Genomic DNA, 22,739 nt, shown 5'->3' on the forward strand with positions numbered 1-22,739 from the left:
TCGGCGGGCAATAACGAGTTCTGTCGGCAAGGGGGTGGGCGTTTATTTTCTGCCGGGAAAAGATGCCTGAGCGAAGCGAGTTGTTTTCCCAAAGAAAATAAATGCCCACCCCCATGCCAGCCACCCAAGCCTCCAGACTACTAAACTCCTACCCTTCAGGCACAAAAAAACCGGGAACCTCGCGGAACCCGGTTTTTTTGTGGTTGGCCAAAGCCGAGGGAATTAATCCTCGTCTTCGTCCACCTCTTCCGCTTCGATATCCAGCGGACGACCGACCAGCTCAACGAATGCCATAGGGGCATTGTCGCCGGCACGGAAGCCACACTTCAGGATACGAAGGTATCCACCCGGACGCTCGTTGTAGCGAGGACCAAGCTCGTCAAACAGCTTGGCAACCGCTGCATCGTCACGCAGGCGTGAGAACGCCAGACGACGATTCGCGACCGAATCATTCTTGGAAAGCGTGATCAAAGGCTCAGCTACCCGACGAAGCTCTTTGGCTTTCGGCAGCGTTGTTTTGATCAGCTCGTGTTCAACCAGTGACGCAGTCATGTTACGGAACATGGCCTTGCGATGCGCACTGGTCCTGCTGAACTTACGACCACTCTTACGATGACGCATTGCTCTGATTCCTTACCTTAAACTAATCGGCGATTAACCGCCCAGAACCCGGTCGTCGCCACGAAGGCTAGCCGGCGGCCAGTTATCAAGACGCATGCCCAGTGACAGACCACGGGACGCCAGAACGTCCTTGATCTCGGTCAGCGACTTTTTACCAAGGTTAGGCGTCTTCAACAGCTCAACTTCTGTGCGCTGGATAAGATCGCCGATGTAGTAAATGTTCTCAGCCTTCAAGCAGTTAGCTGAACGCACTGTCAATTCCAGATCATCAACCGGACGCAACAGGATCGGATCAATTTCTTCCTCTTCCTCAACGCGCTCGGGCTCTTTCTCATGATCGAAATCGACAAACACCGCCAGTTGCTGCTGGAGGATGGTGGCCGCCCGGCGAATTGCTTCTTCCGGGTCGATGGTGCCATTGGTCTCCAGGTCGATAACCAGCTTGTCCAGATCGGTCCGCTGCTCTACCCGTGCACTTTCCACGGCGTAAGCCACACGACGAACCGGGCTGAATGTTGCATCCAGCTGCAGGCGTCCGATGGCGCGAGTTTCGTCCTCGTCAAGACCGCGCTGGTCCGCCGGCTCATAGCCGCGACCGCGTGCAACACGGAGACGCATGTTCACTTCACCATTCTCGCTAAGGTGACAGATCACGTGCTCCGGGTTGGCAATCTCGACGTCATGATCCAGCTTGATATCCCCGGCTGTCACAACGCCCGGGCCTTTCTTGCTGAGCGTAAGCTCGGCATCGTCCCGACCGTTCATTTTTACGGCAACGCCTTTGAGATTCAGAAGAATCTCAATGACGTCTTCCTGGACACCCTCAATGGCGCTGTACTCGTGCAGGACACCGTCAATCTGCGCTTCAGTCACGGCGCAGCCCGGCATCGAAGACAAGAGAATCCGGCGCAGTGCACTGCCCAGGGTATGGCCAAAGCCCCTTTCCAGAGGCTCAAGCGTAACCTTGGCACGTGTGGCGCTTGATTCCTTCACGTCAATGGTACGAGGTGTCAATAACTCATGTACTGAACGCTGCATAGACGCCCCTATCTGCTATCGTTGCTAACTGGGCTTTACTTGGAGTAAAGCTCGACGATGAGGTTCTCGTTGATGTCGGCCGGCAGTTCAGTACGCTCGGGCACTGACTTGTAAACGCCGGACATCTTGTTGGCGTCGACCTCTACCCAGCTCACCGGTGCACGGCTTGCAGACAGATCCAGTGCGCCTTTAACACGCAGCTGGTTCTTCGCCTTTTCACGCACGCTCACAACATCACCCGGACGGACCTGGTAGGACGGAATATTAACCGTCTTGTCGTTGACCAGGATCGCCTTGTGAGAGACGAGCTGACGGGCTTCTGCACGGGTAGAACCAAAGCCCATGCGGTATACAACGTTATCGAGACGACCTTCCAGCAGTTGCAGCAGGTTTTCACCAGTTGCACCTTTGCCTCGGGCGGCCTCTTTGTAATAGTTGCGGAACTGCTTCTCGAGAACGCCGTAGATACGACGAACTTTCTGTTTCTCACGAAGCTGTACGCCGTACTCGGACAGACGACCGCGACGCGCGCCGTGCATACCCGGCGGAGTCTCGATGTTGCACTTGGAATCGAGCGCGCGAACACCGCTCTTCAGAAAAAGATCTGTCCCTTCACGACGAGACAGCTTGCACTTCGGGCCTATATAACGAGCCATAATTCACTGTCTCCTGTGTTAGACGCGGCGCTTCTTGGGCGGACGACAGCCGTTGTGGGGAATCGGCGTCACATCTGTGATGTTGGTGATCTTGTAGCCACACGCATTCAGCGCGCGAACTGCAGATTCACGTCCGGGCCCAGGACCCTTAACCTCTACGTCCAGGTTTTTAAGGCCGTATTCAGCAGCCGCATTACCGGCTCTTTCAGCTGCTACCTGCGCAGCAAAAGGTGTACTCTTGCGTGACCCACGGAAACCGGAACCACCAGAAGTGGCCCAGGACAGGACGTTGCCCTGACGGTCAGAAATGGTCACGATAGTGTTGTTGAAGGACGCGTGAATGTGCGCGACGCCATCAACAACCGTCTTTTTCACCTTTTTACGGGTACGTGTACCTGGCTTTGCCATGTTTGCCTACCTGTTACTTACGAATAGGTTTGCGTGGACCTTTACGGGTGCGTGCGTTGGTCTTGGTGCGCTGGCCACGGACCGGAAGGCCATGACGATGACGCAGACCACGGTGGCATCCGAGATCCTTCAAACGCTTGATGTTCATCTGTACTTCACGACGCAGATCGCCTTCGACAGACACCTTGCCCACTTCAGTACGAAGTGCTTCAAGCTGCTCGTCGCTAAGGTCTTTGACCTTGACGTCCGGCTTGACGCCGGTTGCATCGCAAAGCTTCTGGGCTGTGGTCTTGCCAACACCAAAGATGTAGGTCAGCGAGACAACAGCATGTTTGTGATCGGGTATATTGACACCGGCTATACGTGCCATCCAAATTACTCCGCGTTCAAAGCTTTGCTGTGTGAATTTTCCGCCACAAAAAGGGCGCGAAATAATAGCGCCTGACCCCGCATGGAGTCAAGCGCCATCATTCCGAAACCCTACAATGTCAGGAACGATTCCTCTCGGAATCAACCCTGGCGTTGCTTGTGACGAGGCTCCGAGCAAATGACTCGTACCGAGCCATTGCGACGAATTACTTTGCAGTTACGGCAAATTTTCTTTACCGAAGCGCGTACTTTCATTGTCGACTCCAGTTTTCAAGGGGAACGGGATTAACCGTTCCGACCATAGCCCTTGAGATTGGACTTCTTCATCAGTGATTCATACTGATGGGACATCAGGTGCGACTGAACCTGCGCCATGAAATCCATCACCACGACTACAACAATCAGCAGAGAGGTACCACCCAGATAGAACGGTACATTCCCGGCCACCATCAGGAACTGAGGGAACAGGGAAACTGCTGCAATGTACATTGCACCGAACAGCGTCAGACGGGTCAGAACACCATCGATATACTTGGCAGTCTGATCACCAGGACGAATGCCCGGAATAAACGCTCCAGAGCGCTTGAGGTTATCCGCAACTTCCTTCGGGTTGTACATCAGGGCTGTATAGAAGAAGCAGAAGAAAACCACTGCTGCTGCAAACAGGATAATGTACAACGGCTGGCTCGGCGCCAGAGCCTGGGATACATCGCTCAGCCATTCCATACCCTCACCCTGACCAAACCACTGCCCCAGCGATGCCGGGAAGAGCAGAATGGAAGACGCAAAGATGGGCGGAATAACACCGGCCATATTTACCTTCAGGGGAAGGTGACTGGACTGCTGGGCGAACACCCGGCGACCCTGTTGCCGCTTGGCGTAATTGATTGTCAGCCTGCGCTGCCCGCGCTCCATGAAGACCACGAAGCCGATAACAGCAACCGCAAGAACACCAATACCGAGCACGACCAGCAGGCTCATCTCACCATTTCGGGCCTGCTCGAGCGTCTGACCGATCGCACCGGGAAGCCCGGCGACGATACCGGCGAAGATCAGCAGGGAGATGCCGTTACCAACACCCCGCTCGGTGATCTGCTCGCCAAGCCACATCATGAACACGGCACCACTCACGAATGACACAACCGCCACAAAGTGGAAGCTGAAGCTGTCATTGAAAGTGACACCCTGAGATGCCAGACCGACAGAAATACCAAAACCCTGAACCAGGGCCAGGATAACCGTACCATACCGTGTGTACTGGCTGATCTTTCGACGGCCAGCCTCACCTTCTTTCTTCAGCTGCTCAAGCTGCGGACTAACCGCAGTCATGAGCTGCATGATGATAGAGGCCGAAATGTACGGCATGATACCGAGAGCGAAGATACTCATGCGCTCAAGCGCACCACCGGAAAACATGTTGAACATGCTCAGGATTGTGCCCTGGTTCTGTTCAAACAGTGCCGCCAGACGGTCGGGGTTGATACCCGGCACCGGAATGTGGGCACCAATCCGGTACACCAGCAATGCCAGGAAGACAAACCAGAGCCGCGATCGCAGCTCTGCCAGTCCTTTACCCGCGCCCGCAGGCAATGATGCGTTCTTGGCCATTTAGTCCTCGACTCGCCTTAGTCTTCGACTTTACCACCCGCGGCAGAAATTGCCTCGCGCGCGCCTTTGGTTACCCGAAGTCCCTTGACAGTTACCGCGCGGCTCAGTTCGCCGGACATGATAACCTTGGCTTCGCGAATCTCTCCGCGAATAATGTCTGCCTTTTTCAGGGCTTCCAGATCCACCACATCGCCTTCAACCTTCGCCAACTCGTTCAGGCGAATTTCAGCAACGTAGCGCTGCTGACGGGAGGTGAAGCCAAACTTCGGCAGACGACGGGCCAACGGCTGCTGACCACCCTCGAAACCGGGCGCTACACTGCCGCCGGAGCGGGCTTTCAGGCCCTTGTGACCACGACCGCCGGTTTTACCGAGACCGCTACCGATACCACGACCGACCCGCTTGGGGGCCTGGCGTGAACCGGGTTCCGGACTAAGTTCGTTCAGACGCATCTTAGTTCTCCTCAACCCGAACCAGGTAATCAACCCGGTTGATCATGCCGCGGATGGAAGGGGTATCTTCCACTTCCACGGTGTGACCGATTTTACGAAGACCCAGGCCCTTCACACACAACTTGTGCTTGGGCTGGCAGCCGATGGGGCTGCGGGTCAGAGTTACTTTGATCGTTTTTGCGTTCGCCATGACTTCAACCCAGAATCTCTTCCACGGTCTTACCGCGCTTGGCTGCAATATCTTCAGGCGCTTGAGTTGCCTGGAGACCCTTGATGGTGGAACGTACCACGTTCACCGGGTTGGTAGACCCGTAACACTTGGACAGTACGTTCTGAACACCCGCCACTTCCAGTACTGCGCGCATCGCACCGCCGGCGATGATACCAGTACCTTCGGACGCAGGCTGCATGTAGACCTTGGAGCCGCCATGCTGAGCCTTGACCGGGTATTGCAGGGTAGTACCGTCAAGCGGAACTTCTACCATGTTCTTGCGTGCAGCTTCCATGGCCTTCTGGATGGCAACCGGCACTTCACGCGCCTTGCCACGACCGAAACCAACGCGACCTTTACCATCACCCACTACAGTCAGTGCGGTGAAGGCGAAAATACGGCCACCTTTAACAACCTTGGCGACACGATTGACCTGAACCAGCTTTTCCTGGAGCTCAGGCGCCTTCTGTTCGTTAACGCTCATCTTCTCCACCTCTTAGAATTGCAAGCCAGCTTCACGGGCTGCGTCGGCCAGAGCCTGAATACGGCCGTGATAACGGTAACCGGAGCGGTCAAAAGCAACCTGCTCTACACCTGCTGCCTTGGCACGCTCAGCGATCAGCTGACCGACCTTTTTGGCAGCGTCCACGTTACCGGTTGCACCCTGGCGCAGTTCCTTATCCAACGTGGAGGCAGAAGCCAGCACCTTGCTGCCGTCTGCAGTTGTGACCTGGGCGTACATGTGACGCGGTGTGCGGTGAACGCACAGACGATTGGTACCCAGTTCACGGATCTTCATGCGCACTTTGCGTGCGCGACGCAATCTTTCAGTATTCGCGCTCATAGTCCCGCCTTATTTCTTCTTGGCTTCTTTGCGTCTGACCTGCTCATCCGCATAACGAACACCCTTGCCCTTATAAGGCTCGGGCGGACGGAACGCGCGGACTTCCGCAGCGACCTGGCCAACCTGTTGCTTGTCGATACCGCGAATCACAACTTCCGTATTGGACGGAGTTTCTGCGGTAATCCCCTCGGGCAGCTCATACTCGACCGGGTGTGAGAAACCCAGAGTCAGATTGAGCTTCTTACCTTGCGCCTGGGCACGGTAACCTACGCCCGTCAGCTGGAGTTTACGTTCCCAGCCTGTGGAAACACCGGTCACCATGTTGTTGACCAGTGCACGAGTAGTACCAGCAAGAGCGCGGGACTTGGTAGCACCATCGCGGGCCGCAAAGCGCAGAACATTTTCTTCCTGCTTTACTTCAACCGCCTGGTGAATGGTGATTTGAAGCGCTCCCTTGGAGCCCTTCACACTAATTTCCTGTCCGTTCAGCTTAACCTCAACACCGGAAGGCAGCACGACAGGATTATTGGCAACCCTGGACATGTGTATCTCCTAGAATACGGTGCAGATGACTTCGCCACCCACGCCAGCAGCTCGTGCGGCGCGGTCTGTCATAACGCCCTTGGACGTTGAGACAATCGCGACTCCCAGACCACCGGATACTTTCGGCAGTTCCCCAGCGCCGTTGTACTGGCGCAGACTCGGACGGCTGACCCGCTTGATCTCTTCAATAACCGGCTTGCCACCGAAGTATTTCAGAGTAATCGTCAGCTCGGGCTTCGCGTCGGCTGAAACGGAGAAATCGTCGACGTAACCTTCGTCCTTGAGGACCTGGGCTACGGAGATCTTCATTTTTGAAGACGGCATCGTAACGTCTGCTTTCGATGCCATCTGTGCATTACGGATACGGGTAAACATATCCGCAAGCGTGTCTTGCATACTCATTGGTATGAGGCTCCTGATCTTTTTAGTTGTGCAGCGGCTTGCCGCACCGCTTACCAACAGGCACCCGACCGAGGTCAGGGTGCCTATCTTACCAGCTTGCCTTGGTCAGGCCCGGAACGTCACCGCGCATGCCGTATTCACGGAGTTTGATCCGTGACAGCTCAAACTTGCGCAGAACGCCGTGGGGACGACCAGTCACCTGGCAACGATTACGAAGACGCGAAGGAGAAGCATCGCGAGGAAGCTGCTGAAGCTTCATCTGTGCGTCCCAACGGTCATCATCGCTGGTATTCGGGTTCTTGATAATCGCCTTGAGCTCGGCACGCTTCGCTGCAAACTTCGCAACGGTCTTTTCGCGCTTGAGCTCACGGTTTTTCATGGAAACCTTAGCCATTACACTCGTTCCTTATTTCTTGAACGGAAAGCCAAAGGCTTTCAACAGTTCGCGACCTTCATCGTCGGTACCGGCAGTGGTGGTAATGGTGATATCCAGACCACGGATCTTGTCGACTTTGTCGTACTCGATCTCGGGGAAAATGATCTGCTCACGCACACCCATGCTGTAGTTACCGCGACCGTCGAACGATTTGGGATTCAGACCGCGGAAGTCACGAATGCGGGGAACCGCAATGTGAACCAGACGATCAAAGAAGTCCCACATACGCTCGCCGCGCAGGGTAACTTTACAACCGATAGGCCAACCTTCACGGATTTTGAAACCCGCGACGGATTTACGAGCCTTGGTAACAACCGCTTTCTGACCTGCCAGGCGCTCGAGATCCGCCACAGCATTCTCAATCAGCTTCTTGTCACCAACCGCTTCGCCGACACCCATGTTAAGGGTGATCTTTTCGATACGCGGCACCTGCATGATGTTCTTGTAGCTGAACTCTTTCTGCAGGGCGGGTACCACTTCCTTACTGTACTGCTCTTTCATGTTAAGCATCGTAACCACCACCGCTTACTGGTTATCGACAGCTTCATTCGTGGACTTGAAGATCCGCACTTTCGCGCCGTCTTCCTTGATCTGGAAGCCTACACGATCGGCTTTGCCGGTCTGCGGATTAAAAATAGCCACGTTGGAAGCCTGGATAGGTGCTTCTTTTTCGACGATGCCACCTGGGGAGCCCAGCATCGGGTTCGGCTTGGTGTGCTTCTTGATCATATTGATCCCAGAAACCACCATGCGGCCATCGTCCTGAACCTTCAGGACTTTACCACGTTTGCCTTTATCTTTCCCCGTGGTGACGATTACTTCGTCATCTCGTTTGATCTTTTTCATAACCGGCCTCTGGTCCTTTAAAGTACTTCGGGTGCCAGTGAGATAATCTTCATGAACTTTTCATTACGCAGTTCACGGGTAACCGGTCCGAAGATACGGGTACCAATCGGTGCGTCCTGATTGTTCAGAAGTACCGCCGCGTTTCCGTCGAAACGGATCAGCGAACCGTCGGGACGGCGAACACCCTTGCGGGTGCGTACCACGACAGCTTTCAGGACCTGGCCTTTCTTCACTTTACCGCGGGGGATGGCTTCCTTGACGGTCACCTTGATGATATCCCCTACGCTGGCATAACGCCGATGTGAACCGCCCAGGACCTTGATGCACATCACCTGACGCGCACCGCTGTTATCCGCGACTTCAAGCATTGTTTGAGTCTGAATCATGGTTGTTCTCCGGGCGAATTACACCTTGGATGCACGTTCAGTGACTTCCACCAGGGCCCAGCTCTTGGTCTTGGAGACCGGACGGGTTTCCTGAATGGTCACAGTGTCACCGATGTTGCACTGATTGCTCTCATCGTGAGCGTGGATCTTGGTTGAACGCTTCATGTACTTACCGTACAGCGGGTGTTTCACCTGACGCTCGACCAGCACCACGATGGACTTCTCCATCTTGTTGCTCACGACCTTGCCGCTCAGAGTTCTGGCAGTTTGGGTAGCTTCGGTCATGTCACTGTCCTGCCTTTTCGTTCAATACTGTTTTCACGCGAGCGATGTCGCGCTTCACCTTGCCGAGAAGGTGAGACTGATTCAGCTGACCTGTCGCCTTACGCATGCGCAGGTTGAACTGCTCCTTCAGGAGGTCGATCAGCTCTTTGTTCAGCTCCTCGACTGACTTTTCACGCAGCTCTGTTGCTTTCATCACATCACCGTCCTCGTTACAAAGGTGGTCTGTACCGGCAGTTTGGCCGCCGCGAGAGTGAATGCGTCACGAGCGATTTCCTCGGAAACACCTTCCATCTCGTAGAGCATGCGGCCAGGCTGGATTTCAGCCACCCAATACTCGACAGAACCCTTACCTTTACCCATTCGAACTTCAAGCGGCTTACCGGTGATCGGCTTGTCCGGGAATACCCGAATCCAGATCTTACCGCCCCGCTTGATGCGACGAGTCATGGTACGACGCGCTGCCTCAATCTGGCGCGCAGTTATACGCCCACGGCTCGTAGCCTTCAATCCGTATTCACCGAAGCTCACCTTGTTGGCGCGGTGAGCAAGACCGGTGTTACGGCCTTTCATTACCTTGCGGAATTTGGTGCGTTTTGGTTGCAGCATAAGAGTGCCCCTTTACTTAGAACCTTTCTTCCCAGAGGCTTTCTTGTCAGCACGGACCTGCTCCATACCACCAAGAATCTCACCTTTGAAGATCCATACCTTGACGCCGATTACGCCGTAAGTGGTATGCGCTTCGTAGGTTGCGTAATCAATATCTGCACGCAGTGTGTGCAGCGGAACACGACCTTCGCGATACCACTCGGAACGCGCGATTTCAGCACCCCCGAGACGACCGCCAACCTGGATCTTGATACCCTTGGCACCCTGGCGCATGGCGTTCTGGACCGCACGCTTCATAGCGCGACGGAACATCACACGACGCTCCAGCTGGCCGGCAACGTTTTGCGCTACCAGGCGGGCATCGAGGTCCGGCTTGCGGACTTCTTCGATGTTGATGTGCACAGGCACACCCATCATGTCGCTGACTTCGCGACGCAGACGATCAACATCTTCACCCTTCTTACCGATAACAATACCGGGACGGGCAGTATGGATCGTGATACGGGCGTTCTGAGCAGGGCGCTCGATCACAATCTTGCTGACAGACGCCTTAACCAGACGCTTGTCGAGGAACTCGCGAACCTGAATATCATTAAGCAGGTTCTTGGAGTATTCCTTTTTGTCGGCATACCAGACTGAGTTGTGCTCTTTGATCACACCCAGGCGAATGCCGGTTGGATTTACTTTATGACCCATCTGAGCATCTCCTACTTGTCGGCGACCTTGACGGTGATATGGCAGGTGCGCTTGAAAATACGGTCAGCGCGCCCCTTGGCTCGAGCTTTGATTCGCTTGAGCGTCGGACCCTCATCCACCATCACGGTGGAAACCCGCAGTTCGTCAACGTCCAGACCTTCGTTATGCTCAGCGTTGGCGATGGCGGACTCAAGAGCTTTCTTGATCACGACCGCCGCCTTCTTCGGGCTGAAAGTCAGAATGTTCAGGGCATCCTCAACAGCCTTGCCACGTACTTGGTCAGCGACAAGACGTGCTTTCTGAGCTGAGAGGTTAGCGCCCTTATACTTGGCTGCTACTTCCATTTTGATTACCTCAGAATCAGCGTTTAGCTTTCTTGTCGGCCGCATGACCACGATAAGTACGCGTTGCCGCGAACTCACCCAGCTTATGTCCAACCATATCTTCGGTGACATAAACCGGCACGTGCTGCTTGCCGTTGTGGACTGCAATGGTCAGGCCTACCATCTCCGGAAAGACTGTCGACCGGCGGGACCAGGTTTTGATCGGCCGCTTGTCGTTAGCTTCCAGAGCTGCCTCGACCTTCTTCAACAGATGCAGGTCTATAAAAGGACCTTTCTTCAAAGAACGTGGCACAGCAATTACCTCTATGTAGTCGTTTACTTGGCCGAACGACGACGTACTATCATTTTGTCAGTACGCTTGTTCTTACGAGTCTTATGCCCTTTGGTCGGAACACCCCACGGAGTAACCGGGTGACGCCCGCCAGAGGTACGCCCTTCACCACCACCATGCGGGTGGTCAACTGGGTTCATAGCAACACCACGTACTGTTGGCCGTTTGCCGCGCCAACGTGATGCACCCGCTTTACCAAGCTGCTTGAGGCTGTGTTCGCTGTTGGATACTTCACCCAACGTTGCGCGACAGTCAACAAGCACCTTACGCATTTCACCTGAGCGCAGGCGGATGGTGGCATAAGCACCTTCCCGGGCAACCAGCTGTACGGATGCGCCCGCAGAGCGAGCCAGCTGTGCACCTTTGCCAGGCTTGAGTTCGACGCAGTGGATCACAGAACCGACCGGAATATTCCGGAGCGGCAGCGTGCTACCCACCTTGATTGGCGCGTCGATACCGGAGCGCACAGGATCACCGATCTGCATACCCTTGGGAGCGATGATGTAACGACGCTCGCCATCGGCATACTTCAGCAGTGCAATGTGCGCAGAGCGGTTCGGATCGTATTCCAGGCGCTCAATAGTCGCCGGGATACCATCTTTGGTCCGCTTGAAATCGATGACACGGTAGTGCTTCTTGTGGCCACCACCCGTGTGACGGGTTGTGATGCGGCCTACATTGTTACGACCACCCGTCTTGTTCTTTCTTTCTACCAACGGCTCGTAGGGGCGCCCAGTGTGCAGATCCGGGTTGTAAAGCTTTACAACGTGACGGCGTCCGGCAGATGTTGGTTTGGTTTTGACGATCGGCATATTACGACCCCTTTACCTTATTCCACATCCAGAAAATCGATGTCCTGACCTTCTGCCAGCTTTACGTAAGCCTTACGAATGTCATTACGCTTGCCGAACCCGCGGATAGTGCGCTTGAGCTTACCCTTACGGTTCAGAACCTGAACACCTTCTACGGTGACGTTGAACAGCTGCTCAACGGCTTTTTTGATCTCGGGCTTGGTGGCATCAGGTGCTACACGAAACACTACCTGACCACGCTCTGCTGCCAGAGACGCTTTTTCCGATACGTGCGGCCCAAGCAGGACCTTGTAAATACGTTCCTGATTCATCCCAGCATCTCCTCGATCTTCTTCAGAGCGGGAACGGTCACAACGACCTTCTCGAAGGCAACCAGGCTAACCGGATCCAGACCAGCAATATCACGCACGTCAACGTGCGGAATGTTGCGTGAGGCCAGATGCAGGTTCTGTTCGACGTTGTCGGACAGAATCAGCGCATTGGTCACACCGATATCCTTCAGCTTGGCGTTGAATGCCTTGGTCTTCGGGCTGTCAACGTTCATGTCGTCAACAACAACCAGACGCTCCTGGCGAACCAGCTCGGAAAAAATGGAGCGCATCGCTGCGCGGTACATTTTGCGGTTTACCTTCTGCTCAAAGCCGCGAGGCTTGGCTGCAAAGGTAACGCCACCGGAGCGCCAGATCGGACTACGGATAGTACCGGCACGGGCACGACCGGTGCCCTTCTGACGCCATGGCTTCTTACCGCCACCGCTTACTTCGGAACGCGTTTTCTGAGCCTTGGTACCCTGGCGGGCGCCTGCCATGTAGGCAGTCACTACCTGGTGAACCAGCGACTCGTTAAAATCTTTGGCGAATGCAGCGTCGGAAACAGAAATTCCCTTGCCGCTACCTGTAATAGTCAATTCCATCGCACCGCTCCTCAGGCTTTAACTGCAGGCTTGATGACAACATCGCCGCCAGTTGCGCCGGGAACGGCACCACTTACCAGCAGCAGGTTGCGCTCGGCGTCGACACGGACAATTTTCAGGTTCTGCACAGTTACCTGAGCATTACCCATCTGGCCCGCCATCTTTTTGCCCTTGAATACCTTGCCCGGAGTCTGGTTCTGACCAATGGAACCCGGAGCACGGTGAGACAGAGAGTTACCGTGAGTGGCATCCTGCATGGAGAAGTTCCAGCGCTTAACACCGCCCTGGAAGCCCTTACCCTTGGACTGGCCGATGGCATCTACCACCTGACCGTCTTCGAATACAGAAGCCGTGATCTCGCCACCGGCGGCCAGGTCTTCACCTTCGCCATCGGCAAGGCGGAATTCCCACATACCACGACCGGCTTCAACACCCGCCTTGGCAAAGTGGCCCGCTTCGCTCTTGGTAACACGAGAGGAACGACGAGTACCGACAGTCACCTGAACGGCGCGGTAGCCATCGCTTTCAAGAGTTTTCAGTTGGGTAATGCGGTTGGGCTCAACCTCAATTACCGTTACGGGCAGTGCCTGCCCATCTTCCGTAAAAATACGGGTCATACCGGCCTTACGACCGACAACACCAATTGCCATGTTTCACCTCTTAAGTGTACGGGGCTCTCACCCTCTATGGCCTTATGACAGTTACACAGACTAATACCGGGCGGTATTAGCCGAGGCTGATCTGAACGTCTACACCTGCTGCCAGGTCCAGTTTCATCAGAGCATCTACTGTCTTTTCCGTCGGCTCAACGATGTCGAGCAAACGCTTATGCGTACGAATTTCATACTGATCGCGCGCGTCCTTATTGACGTGCGGAGAGATCAATACGGTGTACTTTTCCTTCCGCGTCGGCAGAGGGATAGGGCCACGCACCTGAGCGCCGGTCCGCTTGGCGGTATCGACGATCTCCTGCGTGGACTGGTCGATCAGGCGATAATCAAACGCCTTCAACCGGATTCGAATTTTTTGGCTTTGCATGATGCACCAAACTCCACTCGTAGCAGCTACTAGTTAGCCGACCTTCAAAAAAAGGAGCCGCATTGTATGCATAATACCCAACCCTGTCAACAGCAATACTGGTTGACCGGGTCAGGCTGGCTTTGCGGCTGAAACAGAAAAAGGGGCTGAAGAATCAGCCCCTTTTTTCCTGATCAAACGAGAAGATTACTCGATGATCTTGGAGACTACGCCGGCACCAACGGTACGGCCGCCTTCACGAATCGCGAAGCGCAGGCCATCTTCCATGGCGATCGGAGCAATCAGGGTAACACTCATCTTGACGTTGTCACCCGGCATAACCATTTCCACACCTTCCGGCAGTTCGCAAGAACCGGTCACGTCGGTGGTACGGAAGTAGAACTGCGGACGGTAGCCCTTGAAGAACGGAGTATGACGGCCGCCTTCTTCTTTGGACAGTACGTACACTTCGCACTCGAACTTGGTGTGCGGAGTGATGGAACCCGGAACCGCCAGAACCTGACCACGCTCAACGTCGTCACGCTTGGTGCCACGCAGCAGCGCACCAATGTTCTCACCGGCACGACCTTCGTCCAGCAGTTTGCGGAACATCTCAACACCAGTACAAGTGGTCTTCACGGTATCCTTGATACCAACGATTTCCACTTCGTCACCAGTCTTGATAACGCCACGCTCAACACGGCCGGTCACAACAGTACCACGACCAGAGATAGAGAAGACGTCCTCGATCGGCATCAGGAACGGCTGATCGATCGCACGCTCCGGCTCGGGGATGTAGTCATCCAGAGCTTCTACCAGCTTCTTAACAGCGGTAGTACCCATCTCGTTGTCGTCTTTGCCTTCCAGCGCCATCAGCGCAGAACCGGTGATGATCGGAGTGTCGTCACCCGGGAAGTCGTACTGGCTCAGCAGATCACGAACTTCCATCTCAACCAGCTCGAGCAGCTCTTCATCGTCTACCATGTCCGCTTTGTTCAGGAACACAACGATGAAAGGTACGCCAACCTGACGGGACAGCAGGATGTGCTCACGGGTCTGCGGCATGGGGCCGTCAGCTGCGGAGCAAACCAGGATCGCGCCGTCCATCTGCGCTGCACCAGTGATCATGTTCTTCACATAGTCAGCGTGGCCCGGGCAGTCTACGTGAGCGTAGTGGCGATTCGGGGAATCGTACTCAACGTGGGAAGTCGCAATGGTAATACCACGCGCCTTCTCTTCCGGTGCGTTATCGATCTGGTCGAAGGCACTCGCAGAGCCTGTACCCCAAACTTCGTGACATACACGGGTCAGGGCAGCAGTCAAAGTGGTTTTACCATGGTCAACGTGACCAATGGTGCCTACGTTCAAGTGCGGCTTATTACGCTCAAATTTAGATTTAGACACGGTTACACCTCTTCCTGTTTCTTAAGTCCTGGGGATCAACCCTTTTTAATGATCGCTTCGGCAATGTTCGAAGGTGCCTCTGAATAACCAGAGAACTCCATCGCATAGGACGCCCGGCCTTGCGTTGCAGAACGCAGGTCGGTGGCGTAACCGAACATTTCCGACAACGGAACCTCTGCACGGATGACCTTACCGGCAGGACCTTCGTCCATGCCCTGGATAACGCCGCGACGACGGTTCAGGTCGCCTACAACATCACCCATGTAATCTTCCGGCGTCACAACCTCAACACGCATGATCGGCTCGAGCAGTGCCGGGTTCGCCTCGAGGGCACCCTTCTTCATTGCCATGGAACCAGCGACCTTGAAGGCCATCTCGTTCGAGTCGACGTCGTGATAGGAACCGTCGTACAGGGTTGCCTTGATACGCAGCAGCGGATAACCGGCCAGACAGCCGTTCTGCATCTGCTCTTCAATACCCTGCTGAACTGCCGGGATGTATTCCTTGGGAACAACACCACCAACAATCTCATTCACGAAGATAAAGTTTTCGCCATCTTCATCATCCAGCGGCAACGGCTCAAGCTTGATCTTGACGTGACCATACTGACCACGACCACCAGACTGACGCACGAATTTGCCTTCGACGTCTACCGACTTGCGAATGCGCTCACGGTAGGCCACCTGCGGCTTGCCGATGTTCGCCTCTACCTTGAACTCGCGACGCATACGGTCAACGATGATGTCCAGGTGAAGCTCACCCATGCCAGAGATGATAGTCTGACCGGATTCCTCGTCGGTACGAACGCGGAACGACGGATCTTCCTGAGCCAGCTTACCCAGGGCAACGCCCATCTTTTCCTGGTCCGCCTTGGACTTCGGCTCAACAGCAACGGAGATTACCGGCTCCGGGAATTCCATGCGCTCGAGAATGATCTTGTGATTCTCGTCGCACAGGGTGTCACCGGTGGTCACGCTCTTCAGGCCGATCGCAGCAGCGATGTCGCCCGCCAGTACTTCTTTGATTTCCTGACGATCCTTGGAGTGCATCTGAACCATACGACCGACGCGCTCTTTCTTGCCTTTGACCGAGTTGTAGACGGCATTACCGGACTCAAGCTTACCGGAGTAAACCCGGAAGAAGGTCAGCGTGCCCACAAACGGGTCTGTGGCGATCTTGAACGCCAGTGCCGCGAACGGCGCATCATCATCCGCCTCACGAAGCTCCTCGGTACCGTCTTCGTCAACTTCACCACGGATGGCCTTGACTTCGTCCGGCGCCGGCAGGAACTCAATAACGGAATCCAGAACCGCCTGGACACCCTTGTTCTTGAACGCAGAACCACAGGTAGCAACAACGATCTCGTTCGCCAGGGTACGCATACGCAGACCCTTCTTGATATCGTCGATGGAGAGCTCACCCTCTTCGAGGTACTTTTCCATCAACTCTTCGTTGGCTTCTGCAGCAGCTTCAACCATCTGCTCGCGGTACATGGCGACTTCGTCTTCCATTTCCGCGGGAACGTCTTTCTGCTCGTAAGTTGCGCCAGAGTCAGCTTCGTTCCAGTAGATGGCCTTGTTCCGGATCAGGTCAACGATACCGGCGAAATTGTCTTCAGCACCGATCGGCAACTGGATGGGAACGCAGTTCGCACCGAGACGCTTTTTGATCTGCTCGACGACGCGCAGGAAATTTGCACCGGCACGGTCCATCTTGTTGACGAACACCATGCGGGGAACTTCGTACTTGTTGGCCTGACGCCATACAGTCTCGGACTGCGGCTCAACACCGGAGGAACCACAGAACACGACAACCGCACCGTCGAGTACGCGCAGGGAGCGCTCTACTTCGATAGTGAAGTCAACGTGCCCCGGGGTGTCGATGATGTTGATCCGGTGCTCCGGGTACTGCTTGTCCATACCCTGCCAGAATGTCGTAGTCGCAGCAGAGGTGATGGTAATACCACGCTCCTGCTCCTGCTCCATCCAGTCCATGGTAGCTGCACCATCATGAACTTCACCGATCTTGTGGGAAATACCTGTATAGAACAGTACCCGCTCGGTGGTCGTGGTTTTGCCCGCATCAACGTGCGCACAAATACCAATGTTTCTGTAACGCTTGATAGGAGTCTTGCGTGCCACTGTATAAACCTCGGCTGATTAGAAACGGAAGTGAGAGAACGCCTTGTTGGCTTCTGCCATGCGGTGAACATCTTCACGCTTCTTAACAGCGGAGCCTTTGCTGTCAGCGGCGTCCAGGATTTCACCAGCCAGACGCTGAGCCATGGACTTCTCACCGCGCTTCCGTGAATATTCTACGAGCCAGCGCATTGCCAGCGCGTTCTGACGGGAAGGCCGTACTTCGACAGGCACCTGGTAAGTAGCACCACCAACACGACGGGACTTAACCTCAACCATCGGCTGGATGTTCTCCAGGGCCTTCTCGAACATGTCGATCGGCTCTTCTTTGGATTTCTCGGCAACAATGTCCAGAGCGCCGTAAACAATGCGCTCTGCGGTAGACTTCTTGCCACTTTCCATCACGTGGTTGATGAACTTGGCAAGACGTGCACTGCCGAATTTCGGATCCGGGATAATTTCCCGTTTAGCTGCAACTCTTCTTCTAGGCATCGATAAGCCCTTATATATCTAAAAGGTCTTCAGGAACCCCTGAGATAGCAAATGCTACTCAGCCTTACTCTTACCGTTCTGACAAGCAACGATAAAAGACACCCGCTCGGGACATCAGGACTTGGGTCGTTTTGCACCGTACTTGGAGCGGCCCTGCTTACGGTTCTGTACACCCTGGGTGTCCAGCGTTCCGCGAACAGTGTGATAGCGCACACCCGGAAGGTCTTTTACTCGACCGCCACGGATAAGCACAACACTGTGCTCCTGAAGGTTGTGACCTTCACCACCAATGTATGAGGAAACCTCGTAGCCGTTGGTCAGACGAACACGGCACACTTTACGCAGTGCTGAGTTCGGCTTCTTCGGCGTTGTGGTATACACACGAGTGCACACACCACGGCGCTGAGGGCAGGCCTGGAGAGCAGGAACATCGCTCTTGGCTACCTTGCGCTTACGAGGCTTACGCACCAACTGATTAATCGTTGCCATGTAAGCAAACTCCAAAAAACCATATCAATGAAACTTACCCCCTGTGCAGGGGGTAAAATTTAAGGGACGCAAGTGTAAGCCTGCGCCCCCGGACAGTCAAGATGACTGGTCTCTTTTTGACCACCTCTCGGGTAGGTAACTACCCGGAGGCGGCGCGCCGTCCCAACTCAGCTTTCGCGGTTGAGCTCGGCGCTCAGAGCTTCTTCCACGTCGGCCGCGGTTACGCCCTGCTCTTCCAGGTCGCGCTTGCGACGACGCTCGTTGTGGTATGCCAGACCGGTACCGGCCGGAATCAGTCGACCAACCACAACGTTTTCCTTCAGGCCGCGCAGGTAATCACGCTTACCGGTAACCGCACCTTCGGTGAGTACCCGGGTGGTTTCCTGGAACGAAGCCGCAGAAATGAACGACTCGGTGGCCAGGGAAGCCTTGGTGATACCCAGCAGCAGACGCTCGAACCGTGCAGGCTCTTTGTCGGCGGCATCGGCCTTCTCGTTTTCTTCCAGCACCTGAGTGATTTCCACCTGGTCGCCGGAAAGCAGAGTGGTATCGCCGGGATCGGTGATTTCCACTTTCCGCAGCATCTGACGAACGATAACCTCAATGTGTTTATCGTTGATGACAACACCCTGCAGACGGTAAACGTCCTGGATTTCGTTGGTGATGTACTTGGCCAGTTCCACCACACCCAGCAGACGCAGAATATCGTGCGGGTTGGACGGACCGTCCGAGATTACCTCACCCTTCTCAACGGTCTCGCCTTCGAAGACGTTGAGCTGACGGTGCTTCGGAATCAGAACTTCGTAAGCATCCCCATCCTTCGGTGTGATAACCAGACGCTTCTTGCCCTTGGTTTCCTTGCCGAACGAGACCATACCGCTGATTTCAGCCAGGATGGAGGATTCCTTCGGACGACGGGCCTCGAACAGGTCGGCAACCCGCGGCAGACCACCGGTGATATCCCGGGTCTTGGAGCTTTCCTGCGGGATCCGTGCTACCACGTCACCCAGTTCGATCCGCGCACCGTTGGCCATGGTGACCAGAGCGTTTGCCGGCAGGAAGAAGATCGCGGTACCGCCACCTGGCAGCTCCACTTCTTCACCCTTCTCATCAATGAGCTGGATCGCAGGACGAATGTCCTTACCAGCTGCAGGACGCTCCTTGGAGTCGATGACCTCCATGGTGGACAGGCCCGTCAATTCGTCGGTCTGGGTGCGAACAGTGATGCCCTGGTCCATGTTGACGAATTTTGCGGTACCACCAGCCTCGGCGATGATCGGGTGGGTGTGCGGATCCCACTTGGCAACCACAACGCCCGCTTCAACCGCATCACCGTGCTTGACGGATAGAACAGCGCCGTATGGCAGCTTGTACCATTCACGCTCACGACCCTGGTCATCGGCAATGGCCAACGCGGAGGAACGGGAAATCACTACCAGAGTACCGTCGGCCTTCTCGATCGACTTCATATTGTGCAGACGGACGGTACCGCCATGCTTGACCTGGATATTGTCCACCGCGGACGCCCGGCTGGCCGCACCACCAATGTGGAAGGTACGCATAGTCAGCTGGGTACCCGGCTCACCGATGGACTGCGCAGCGATAACGCCCACAGCTTCACCGACGTTGACCTCGTGACCACGGGCCAGATCACGGCCGTAGCACTTGGAGCAGATACCGTGGCGGGTTTCACAGGTGATCGCAGAGCGAACCCAGACTTCATCCACACCGGCCCGCTCAAGGGTTTCAACGGCCTTCTCGTCCAGCAGAGTGCCGGCTTCGATAACGGCGTTGTCCTTGTCGGTCGGAGTAAACGCATCACGGGCGGTCACACGACCCAGAACCCGGTCACCCAGCGGTACTACAACGTCGCCACCTTCGATGTGCGGCGTCATCAGCAGACCTTCGTCGGTTCCACAGTCAGGCTCGGTAACGACCAGATCCTGGGAGACGTCTACCAGACGACGGGTCAGGTAACCGGAGTTCGCGGTCTTCAGAGCGGTATCCGCCAGACCCTTACGGGCACCGTGAGTGGAGATGAAGTACTGGAGTACGTTCAGACCTTCACGGAAGTTCGCAGTGATCGGCGTTTCGATGATAGAGCCGTCCGGCTTGGCCATAAGGCCACGCATACCGGCCAGCTGACGGATCTGGGCCGCGGAACCCCGGGCGCCGGAATCGGCCATCATGTAAACCGAGTTGAACGACTCCTGCATCAGGTATTCGCCATCCTCGCCCTTCACCGGCTGTCCGTCAGGCCCGATAACCTGCTCCTTCGCCAGACGCTCCATCATGGCTTTGGAAACTTTATCGTTGGCACGTGACCAGATGTCGATAACCTTGTTGTACTTCTCGCCCTGGGTCAGCAGACCGGACGCGTACTGGGTTTCGATATCCTTCACCTCAGCGGATGCGGCATCAACCAGCTCGTACTTCTCCGGCGGAATCTCGAAATCGTTGAAACCAATAGAGATACCGGAAACGGTCGCGTAGTGATAACCCATGTACATCAACTGATCCGCGAAGATGACGGTGTCTTTCAGACCGGCATCACGGTAGCAGGTGTTGATCAGGTTAGAGATTGCCTTCTTGACCATCGGCTTGTTGACCAGCTCGTAGGACAGGCCATCAGGCACGATGTCAAACAGCAGAGCACGACCAACCGTGGTATCAACAATCTTGTATTGCTCGGTACGGGAGCCATCTTCGGCAATCGCCACTTCCTTCACGCGAACCTTGACGATCGCCTGAAGGTCGACCTTGCCAGCGCCATAGGCACGATGCGCCTCTTTGACGTCAGCAAACACCATACCCTCACCCAGGGCGCTCTTGCGCTCACGGGTCATGTAGTACAGGCCGAGTACCACGTCTTGGGACGGCACGATAATCGGCTCGCCGTTGGCCGGCGACAGTACGTTGTTGGTGGACATCATCAGCGCACGGGCTTCGAGCTGGGCTTCCAGGGTCAGCGGTACGTGAACCGCCATCTGGTCACCGTCAAAGTCGGCGTTGTAGGCCGCACACACCAGCGGATGCAGCTGGATCGCCTTGCCTTCGATCAGAACCGGCTCGAACGCCTGGATACCCAGACGGTGCAGGGTCGGCGCACGGTTCAGCATGATCGGGTGCTCACGGATGACTTCGTCCAGGATATCCCAGACCACGCCTTCCTCGCGCTCGACCATCTTCTTGGCGGCCTTGATGGTGGTCGCCAGGCCGCGGTGCTCCAACTTGGAGAAAATAAACGGCTTGAACAATTCCAGTGCCATCTTCTTCGGAAGACCACACTGGTGCAGGCGCAGGTACGGACCGACCACGATCACTGAACGACCGGAGTAGTCCACACGCTTACCAAGCAGGTTCTGACGGAAACGACCCTGCTTACCCTTGATCATGTCAGCCAGGGACTTCAGCGGGCGCTTGTTGGTGCCGGTAATGGCCCGGCCACGGCGTCCGTTGTCCAGCAGCGCGTCAACGGCTTCCTGCAGCATCCGTTTCTCGTTACGCACGATGATATCCGGAGCGTTCAGCTCCAGCAGGCGCTTGAGACGGTTGTTCCGGTTGATCACCCGACGGTAAAGATCGTTCAGATCAGAGGTCGCGAAGCGGCCACCGTCCAGCGGTACCAGCGGGCGCAGATCCGGCGGAAGCACCGGCAGCACGGTCATGACCATGTCGCCTGGCTTGTTGCCGGAATACAGGAACGCCTCAAGAATTTTCAGACGCTTGCTGAACTTCTTGATCTTGGTTTCGGAGTTGGTCTGCGGAATCTCCTCACGCAGGGCATCGACCTCTTCCTGCAGGTCAATACCTTCAAGGAGCTCCTTGACCGCTTCGGCACCCATGCGGGCGTCGAACTCGTCACCGAATTCTTCCAGGGCTTCATAGTACTGCTCATCGTTCAGCAGCTGGCCCTTCTCCAGGGTGGTCATCCCCGGATCGATAACAATAAAGGACTCGAAGTACAGGACCCGCTCGATATCGCGCAGGGTCATGTCCAGCATCAGACCGATACGGGACGGCAGTGACTTCAGGAACCAGATGTGCGCGACCGGGCTGGCCAGCTCGATGTGGCCCATCCGCTCACGGCGGACACTGGCCAGCGCAACCTCAACGCCACACTTCTCGCAGATAACACCGCGATGTTTGAGGCGCTTGTATTTACCGCACAGGCACTCGTAGTCCTTGATCGGGCCGAAGATCTTGGCACAGAAAAGACCGTCGCGCTCCGGCTTGAAGGTACGGTAGTTAATGGTCTCAGGCTTCTTCACTTCGCCAAAGGACCAGGAACGGATCATGTCAGGCGACGCCAGGCCAATACGGATGGCGTCGAATTCCTTGCTTTGGTTCTGGCTCTTGAGAAGATTCAGCAAATCTTTCATCAGTAAAAGC

At 55.5% G+C, this 22,739-nt stretch carries 33 protein-coding genes; all 33 read right to left on the bottom strand.

Annotated features, from left to right (window positions below; translation table 11 throughout):
* Positions 1-222: 222 nt before the first annotated feature.
* The 33 genes from rplQ to rpoC all read right to left on the bottom strand — a co-directional run bounded on the left by rplQ (position 223) and on the right by rpoC (position 22,729).
* Positions 223-621: a 50S ribosomal protein L17 gene (rplQ, locus tag EDB94_RS19420; protein WP_008174913.1), complete on the bottom strand. Its 399-nt coding sequence runs from the start codon at positions 619-621 to the stop codon at positions 223-225.
* Positions 622-654: 33 nt separating this feature from the next.
* Positions 655-1,659, bottom strand: a complete 1,005-nt coding sequence (locus tag EDB94_RS19425) for a DNA-directed RNA polymerase subunit alpha (protein ID WP_008174911.1) — start codon at positions 1,657-1,659, stop codon at positions 655-657.
* A 35-nt stretch (positions 1,660-1,694) separates the two neighbouring features.
* Positions 1,695-2,315, bottom strand: coding sequence for a 30S ribosomal protein S4 (rpsD, locus tag EDB94_RS19430; RefSeq protein WP_053114301.1), 621 nt, complete (start codon positions 2,313-2,315; stop codon positions 1,695-1,697).
* A gap of 18 nt (positions 2,316-2,333) precedes the next feature.
* Entirely contained in the window at positions 2,334-2,723 is a 390-nt protein-coding gene (rpsK, locus tag EDB94_RS19435; RefSeq protein ID WP_007153992.1) for a 30S ribosomal protein S11, read from the bottom strand.
* A gap of 13 nt (positions 2,724-2,736) precedes the next feature.
* Entirely contained in the window at positions 2,737-3,093 is a 357-nt protein-coding gene (rpsM, locus tag EDB94_RS19440; protein WP_014575963.1) for a 30S ribosomal protein S13, read from the bottom strand.
* Between the two features lie 140 nt (positions 3,094-3,233).
* Positions 3,234-3,347 carry a 50S ribosomal protein L36 gene (rpmJ, locus tag EDB94_RS19445; RefSeq protein WP_008174902.1) on the bottom strand — a complete coding sequence of 38 codons (114 nt, stop codon included), beginning with the start codon at positions 3,345-3,347 and terminating at the stop codon, positions 3,234-3,236.
* A 30-nt stretch (positions 3,348-3,377) separates the two neighbouring features.
* Positions 3,378-4,700 carry a preprotein translocase subunit SecY gene (secY, locus tag EDB94_RS19450; protein ID WP_008174899.1) on the bottom strand — a complete coding sequence of 441 codons (1,323 nt, stop codon included), beginning with the start codon at positions 4,698-4,700 and terminating at the stop codon, positions 3,378-3,380.
* Positions 4,701-4,717: 17 nt separating this feature from the next.
* Positions 4,718-5,152, bottom strand: a complete 435-nt coding sequence (gene rplO / locus EDB94_RS19455; protein ID WP_014575962.1) for a 50S ribosomal protein L15 — start codon at positions 5,150-5,152, stop codon at positions 4,718-4,720.
* A gap of 1 nt (position 5,153) precedes the next feature.
* Complete coding sequence (gene rpmD, locus EDB94_RS19460; protein ID WP_012139786.1) at positions 5,154-5,342, bottom strand: 50S ribosomal protein L30; 189 nt, start codon at positions 5,340-5,342, stop codon at positions 5,154-5,156.
* Between the two features lie 4 nt (positions 5,343-5,346).
* A complete protein-coding gene (gene rpsE, locus EDB94_RS19465) occupies positions 5,347-5,847 on the bottom strand; it encodes a 30S ribosomal protein S5 (RefSeq protein WP_008174892.1) in 501 nt (166 codons plus the stop codon).
* 12 nt (positions 5,848-5,859) lie between these two features.
* Positions 5,860-6,207, bottom strand: coding sequence for a 50S ribosomal protein L18 (rplR, locus tag EDB94_RS19470; protein ID WP_041644927.1), 348 nt, complete (start codon positions 6,205-6,207; stop codon positions 5,860-5,862).
* 9 nt (positions 6,208-6,216) lie between these two features.
* Positions 6,217-6,750: a 50S ribosomal protein L6 gene (gene rplF, locus EDB94_RS19475; protein ID WP_008174888.1), complete on the bottom strand. Its 534-nt coding sequence runs from the start codon at positions 6,748-6,750 to the stop codon at positions 6,217-6,219.
* A 9-nt stretch (positions 6,751-6,759) separates the two neighbouring features.
* Positions 6,760-7,152, bottom strand: coding sequence for a 30S ribosomal protein S8 (rpsH, locus tag EDB94_RS19480; protein ID WP_008174886.1), 393 nt, complete (start codon positions 7,150-7,152; stop codon positions 6,760-6,762).
* Between the two features lie 88 nt (positions 7,153-7,240).
* Positions 7,241-7,546, bottom strand: a complete 306-nt coding sequence (gene rpsN, locus EDB94_RS19485; RefSeq protein ID WP_008174884.1) for a 30S ribosomal protein S14 — start codon at positions 7,544-7,546, stop codon at positions 7,241-7,243.
* A 12-nt stretch (positions 7,547-7,558) separates the two neighbouring features.
* Complete coding sequence (gene rplE, locus EDB94_RS19490; RefSeq protein WP_008174883.1) at positions 7,559-8,098, bottom strand: 50S ribosomal protein L5; 540 nt, start codon at positions 8,096-8,098, stop codon at positions 7,559-7,561.
* A 15-nt stretch (positions 8,099-8,113) separates the two neighbouring features.
* The gene (rplX, locus tag EDB94_RS19495) at positions 8,114-8,434 is read right to left on the bottom strand and encodes a 50S ribosomal protein L24 (protein ID WP_008174881.1); all 321 of its coding nucleotides are present in this window, start codon (positions 8,432-8,434) and stop codon (positions 8,114-8,116) included.
* 17 nt (positions 8,435-8,451) lie between these two features.
* Entirely contained in the window at positions 8,452-8,820 is a 369-nt protein-coding gene (rplN, locus tag EDB94_RS19500; RefSeq protein WP_007154005.1) for a 50S ribosomal protein L14, read from the bottom strand.
* Between the two features lie 18 nt (positions 8,821-8,838).
* Complete coding sequence (gene rpsQ / locus EDB94_RS19505) at positions 8,839-9,105, bottom strand: 30S ribosomal protein S17 (RefSeq protein ID WP_008174879.1); 267 nt, start codon at positions 9,103-9,105, stop codon at positions 8,839-8,841.
* Position 9,106: 1 nt separating this feature from the next.
* Entirely contained in the window at positions 9,107-9,298 is a 192-nt protein-coding gene (gene rpmC / locus EDB94_RS19510; protein WP_008174877.1) for a 50S ribosomal protein L29, read from the bottom strand.
* Complete coding sequence (rplP, locus tag EDB94_RS19515; RefSeq protein WP_008174875.1) at positions 9,298-9,711, bottom strand: 50S ribosomal protein L16; 414 nt, start codon at positions 9,709-9,711, stop codon at positions 9,298-9,300. The genes rpmC and rplP overlap by 1 nt, the downstream gene beginning before the upstream one ends.
* A 12-nt stretch (positions 9,712-9,723) precedes the next feature.
* The gene (gene rpsC / locus EDB94_RS19520) at positions 9,724-10,407 is read right to left on the bottom strand and encodes a 30S ribosomal protein S3 (RefSeq protein ID WP_008174872.1); all 684 of its coding nucleotides are present in this window, start codon (positions 10,405-10,407) and stop codon (positions 9,724-9,726) included.
* Positions 10,408-10,418: 11 nt separating this feature from the next.
* Positions 10,419-10,751 carry a 50S ribosomal protein L22 gene (gene rplV / locus EDB94_RS19525; RefSeq protein ID WP_008174870.1) on the bottom strand — a complete coding sequence of 111 codons (333 nt, stop codon included), beginning with the start codon at positions 10,749-10,751 and terminating at the stop codon, positions 10,419-10,421.
* A 16-nt stretch (positions 10,752-10,767) separates the two neighbouring features.
* Positions 10,768-11,043 (bottom strand): 30S ribosomal protein S19, encoded by a 276-nt coding sequence (gene rpsS / locus EDB94_RS19530; RefSeq protein WP_007154011.1) that lies wholly within the window; start codon positions 11,041-11,043, stop codon positions 10,768-10,770.
* 23 nt (positions 11,044-11,066) lie between these two features.
* Positions 11,067-11,894, bottom strand: coding sequence for a 50S ribosomal protein L2 (rplB, locus tag EDB94_RS19535; RefSeq protein WP_008174864.1), 828 nt, complete (start codon positions 11,892-11,894; stop codon positions 11,067-11,069).
* A 17-nt stretch (positions 11,895-11,911) separates the two neighbouring features.
* On the bottom strand, positions 11,912-12,205 hold the full coding sequence (rplW, locus tag EDB94_RS19540) for a 50S ribosomal protein L23 (RefSeq protein ID WP_008174862.1): 294 nt from the start codon (positions 12,203-12,205) through the stop codon (positions 11,912-11,914).
* A complete protein-coding gene (gene rplD / locus EDB94_RS19545; protein WP_008174860.1) occupies positions 12,202-12,807 on the bottom strand; it encodes a 50S ribosomal protein L4 in 606 nt (201 codons plus the stop codon). Before rplD ends, rplW begins: the two co-directional genes overlap by 4 nt.
* An 11-nt stretch (positions 12,808-12,818) precedes the next feature.
* Positions 12,819-13,457, bottom strand: a complete 639-nt coding sequence (gene rplC / locus EDB94_RS19550; protein ID WP_008174858.1) for a 50S ribosomal protein L3 — start codon at positions 13,455-13,457, stop codon at positions 12,819-12,821.
* A gap of 76 nt (positions 13,458-13,533) precedes the next feature.
* Positions 13,534-13,845: a 30S ribosomal protein S10 gene (gene rpsJ, locus EDB94_RS19555; RefSeq protein WP_004580743.1), complete on the bottom strand. Its 312-nt coding sequence runs from the start codon at positions 13,843-13,845 to the stop codon at positions 13,534-13,536.
* Positions 13,846-14,031: 186 nt separating this feature from the next.
* Entirely contained in the window at positions 14,032-15,228 is a 1,197-nt protein-coding gene (tuf, locus tag EDB94_RS19560) for an elongation factor Tu (protein ID WP_008174851.1), read from the bottom strand.
* Between the two features lie 35 nt (positions 15,229-15,263).
* Entirely contained in the window at positions 15,264-17,369 is a 2,106-nt protein-coding gene (fusA, locus tag EDB94_RS19565; protein ID WP_008174849.1) for an elongation factor G, read from the bottom strand.
* An 18-nt stretch (positions 17,370-17,387) separates the two neighbouring features.
* Positions 17,388-17,858 carry a 30S ribosomal protein S7 gene (gene rpsG, locus EDB94_RS19570; RefSeq protein ID WP_008174847.1) on the bottom strand — a complete coding sequence of 157 codons (471 nt, stop codon included), beginning with the start codon at positions 17,856-17,858 and terminating at the stop codon, positions 17,388-17,390.
* 114 nt (positions 17,859-17,972) lie between these two features.
* Positions 17,973-18,347 carry a 30S ribosomal protein S12 gene (gene rpsL / locus EDB94_RS19575; protein WP_008174844.1) on the bottom strand — a complete coding sequence of 125 codons (375 nt, stop codon included), beginning with the start codon at positions 18,345-18,347 and terminating at the stop codon, positions 17,973-17,975.
* Positions 18,348-18,514: 167 nt separating this feature from the next.
* The gene (gene rpoC, locus EDB94_RS19580) at positions 18,515-22,729 is read right to left on the bottom strand and encodes a DNA-directed RNA polymerase subunit beta' (RefSeq protein WP_008174840.1); all 4,215 of its coding nucleotides are present in this window, start codon (positions 22,727-22,729) and stop codon (positions 18,515-18,517) included.
* Between the last annotated feature and the right edge of the window lie 10 nt (positions 22,730-22,739).

This window comes from Marinobacter sp. 3-2 (assembly GCF_003751355.1).
Taxonomy (GTDB): domain Bacteria; phylum Pseudomonadota; class Gammaproteobacteria; order Pseudomonadales; family Oleiphilaceae; genus Marinobacter; species Marinobacter adhaerens.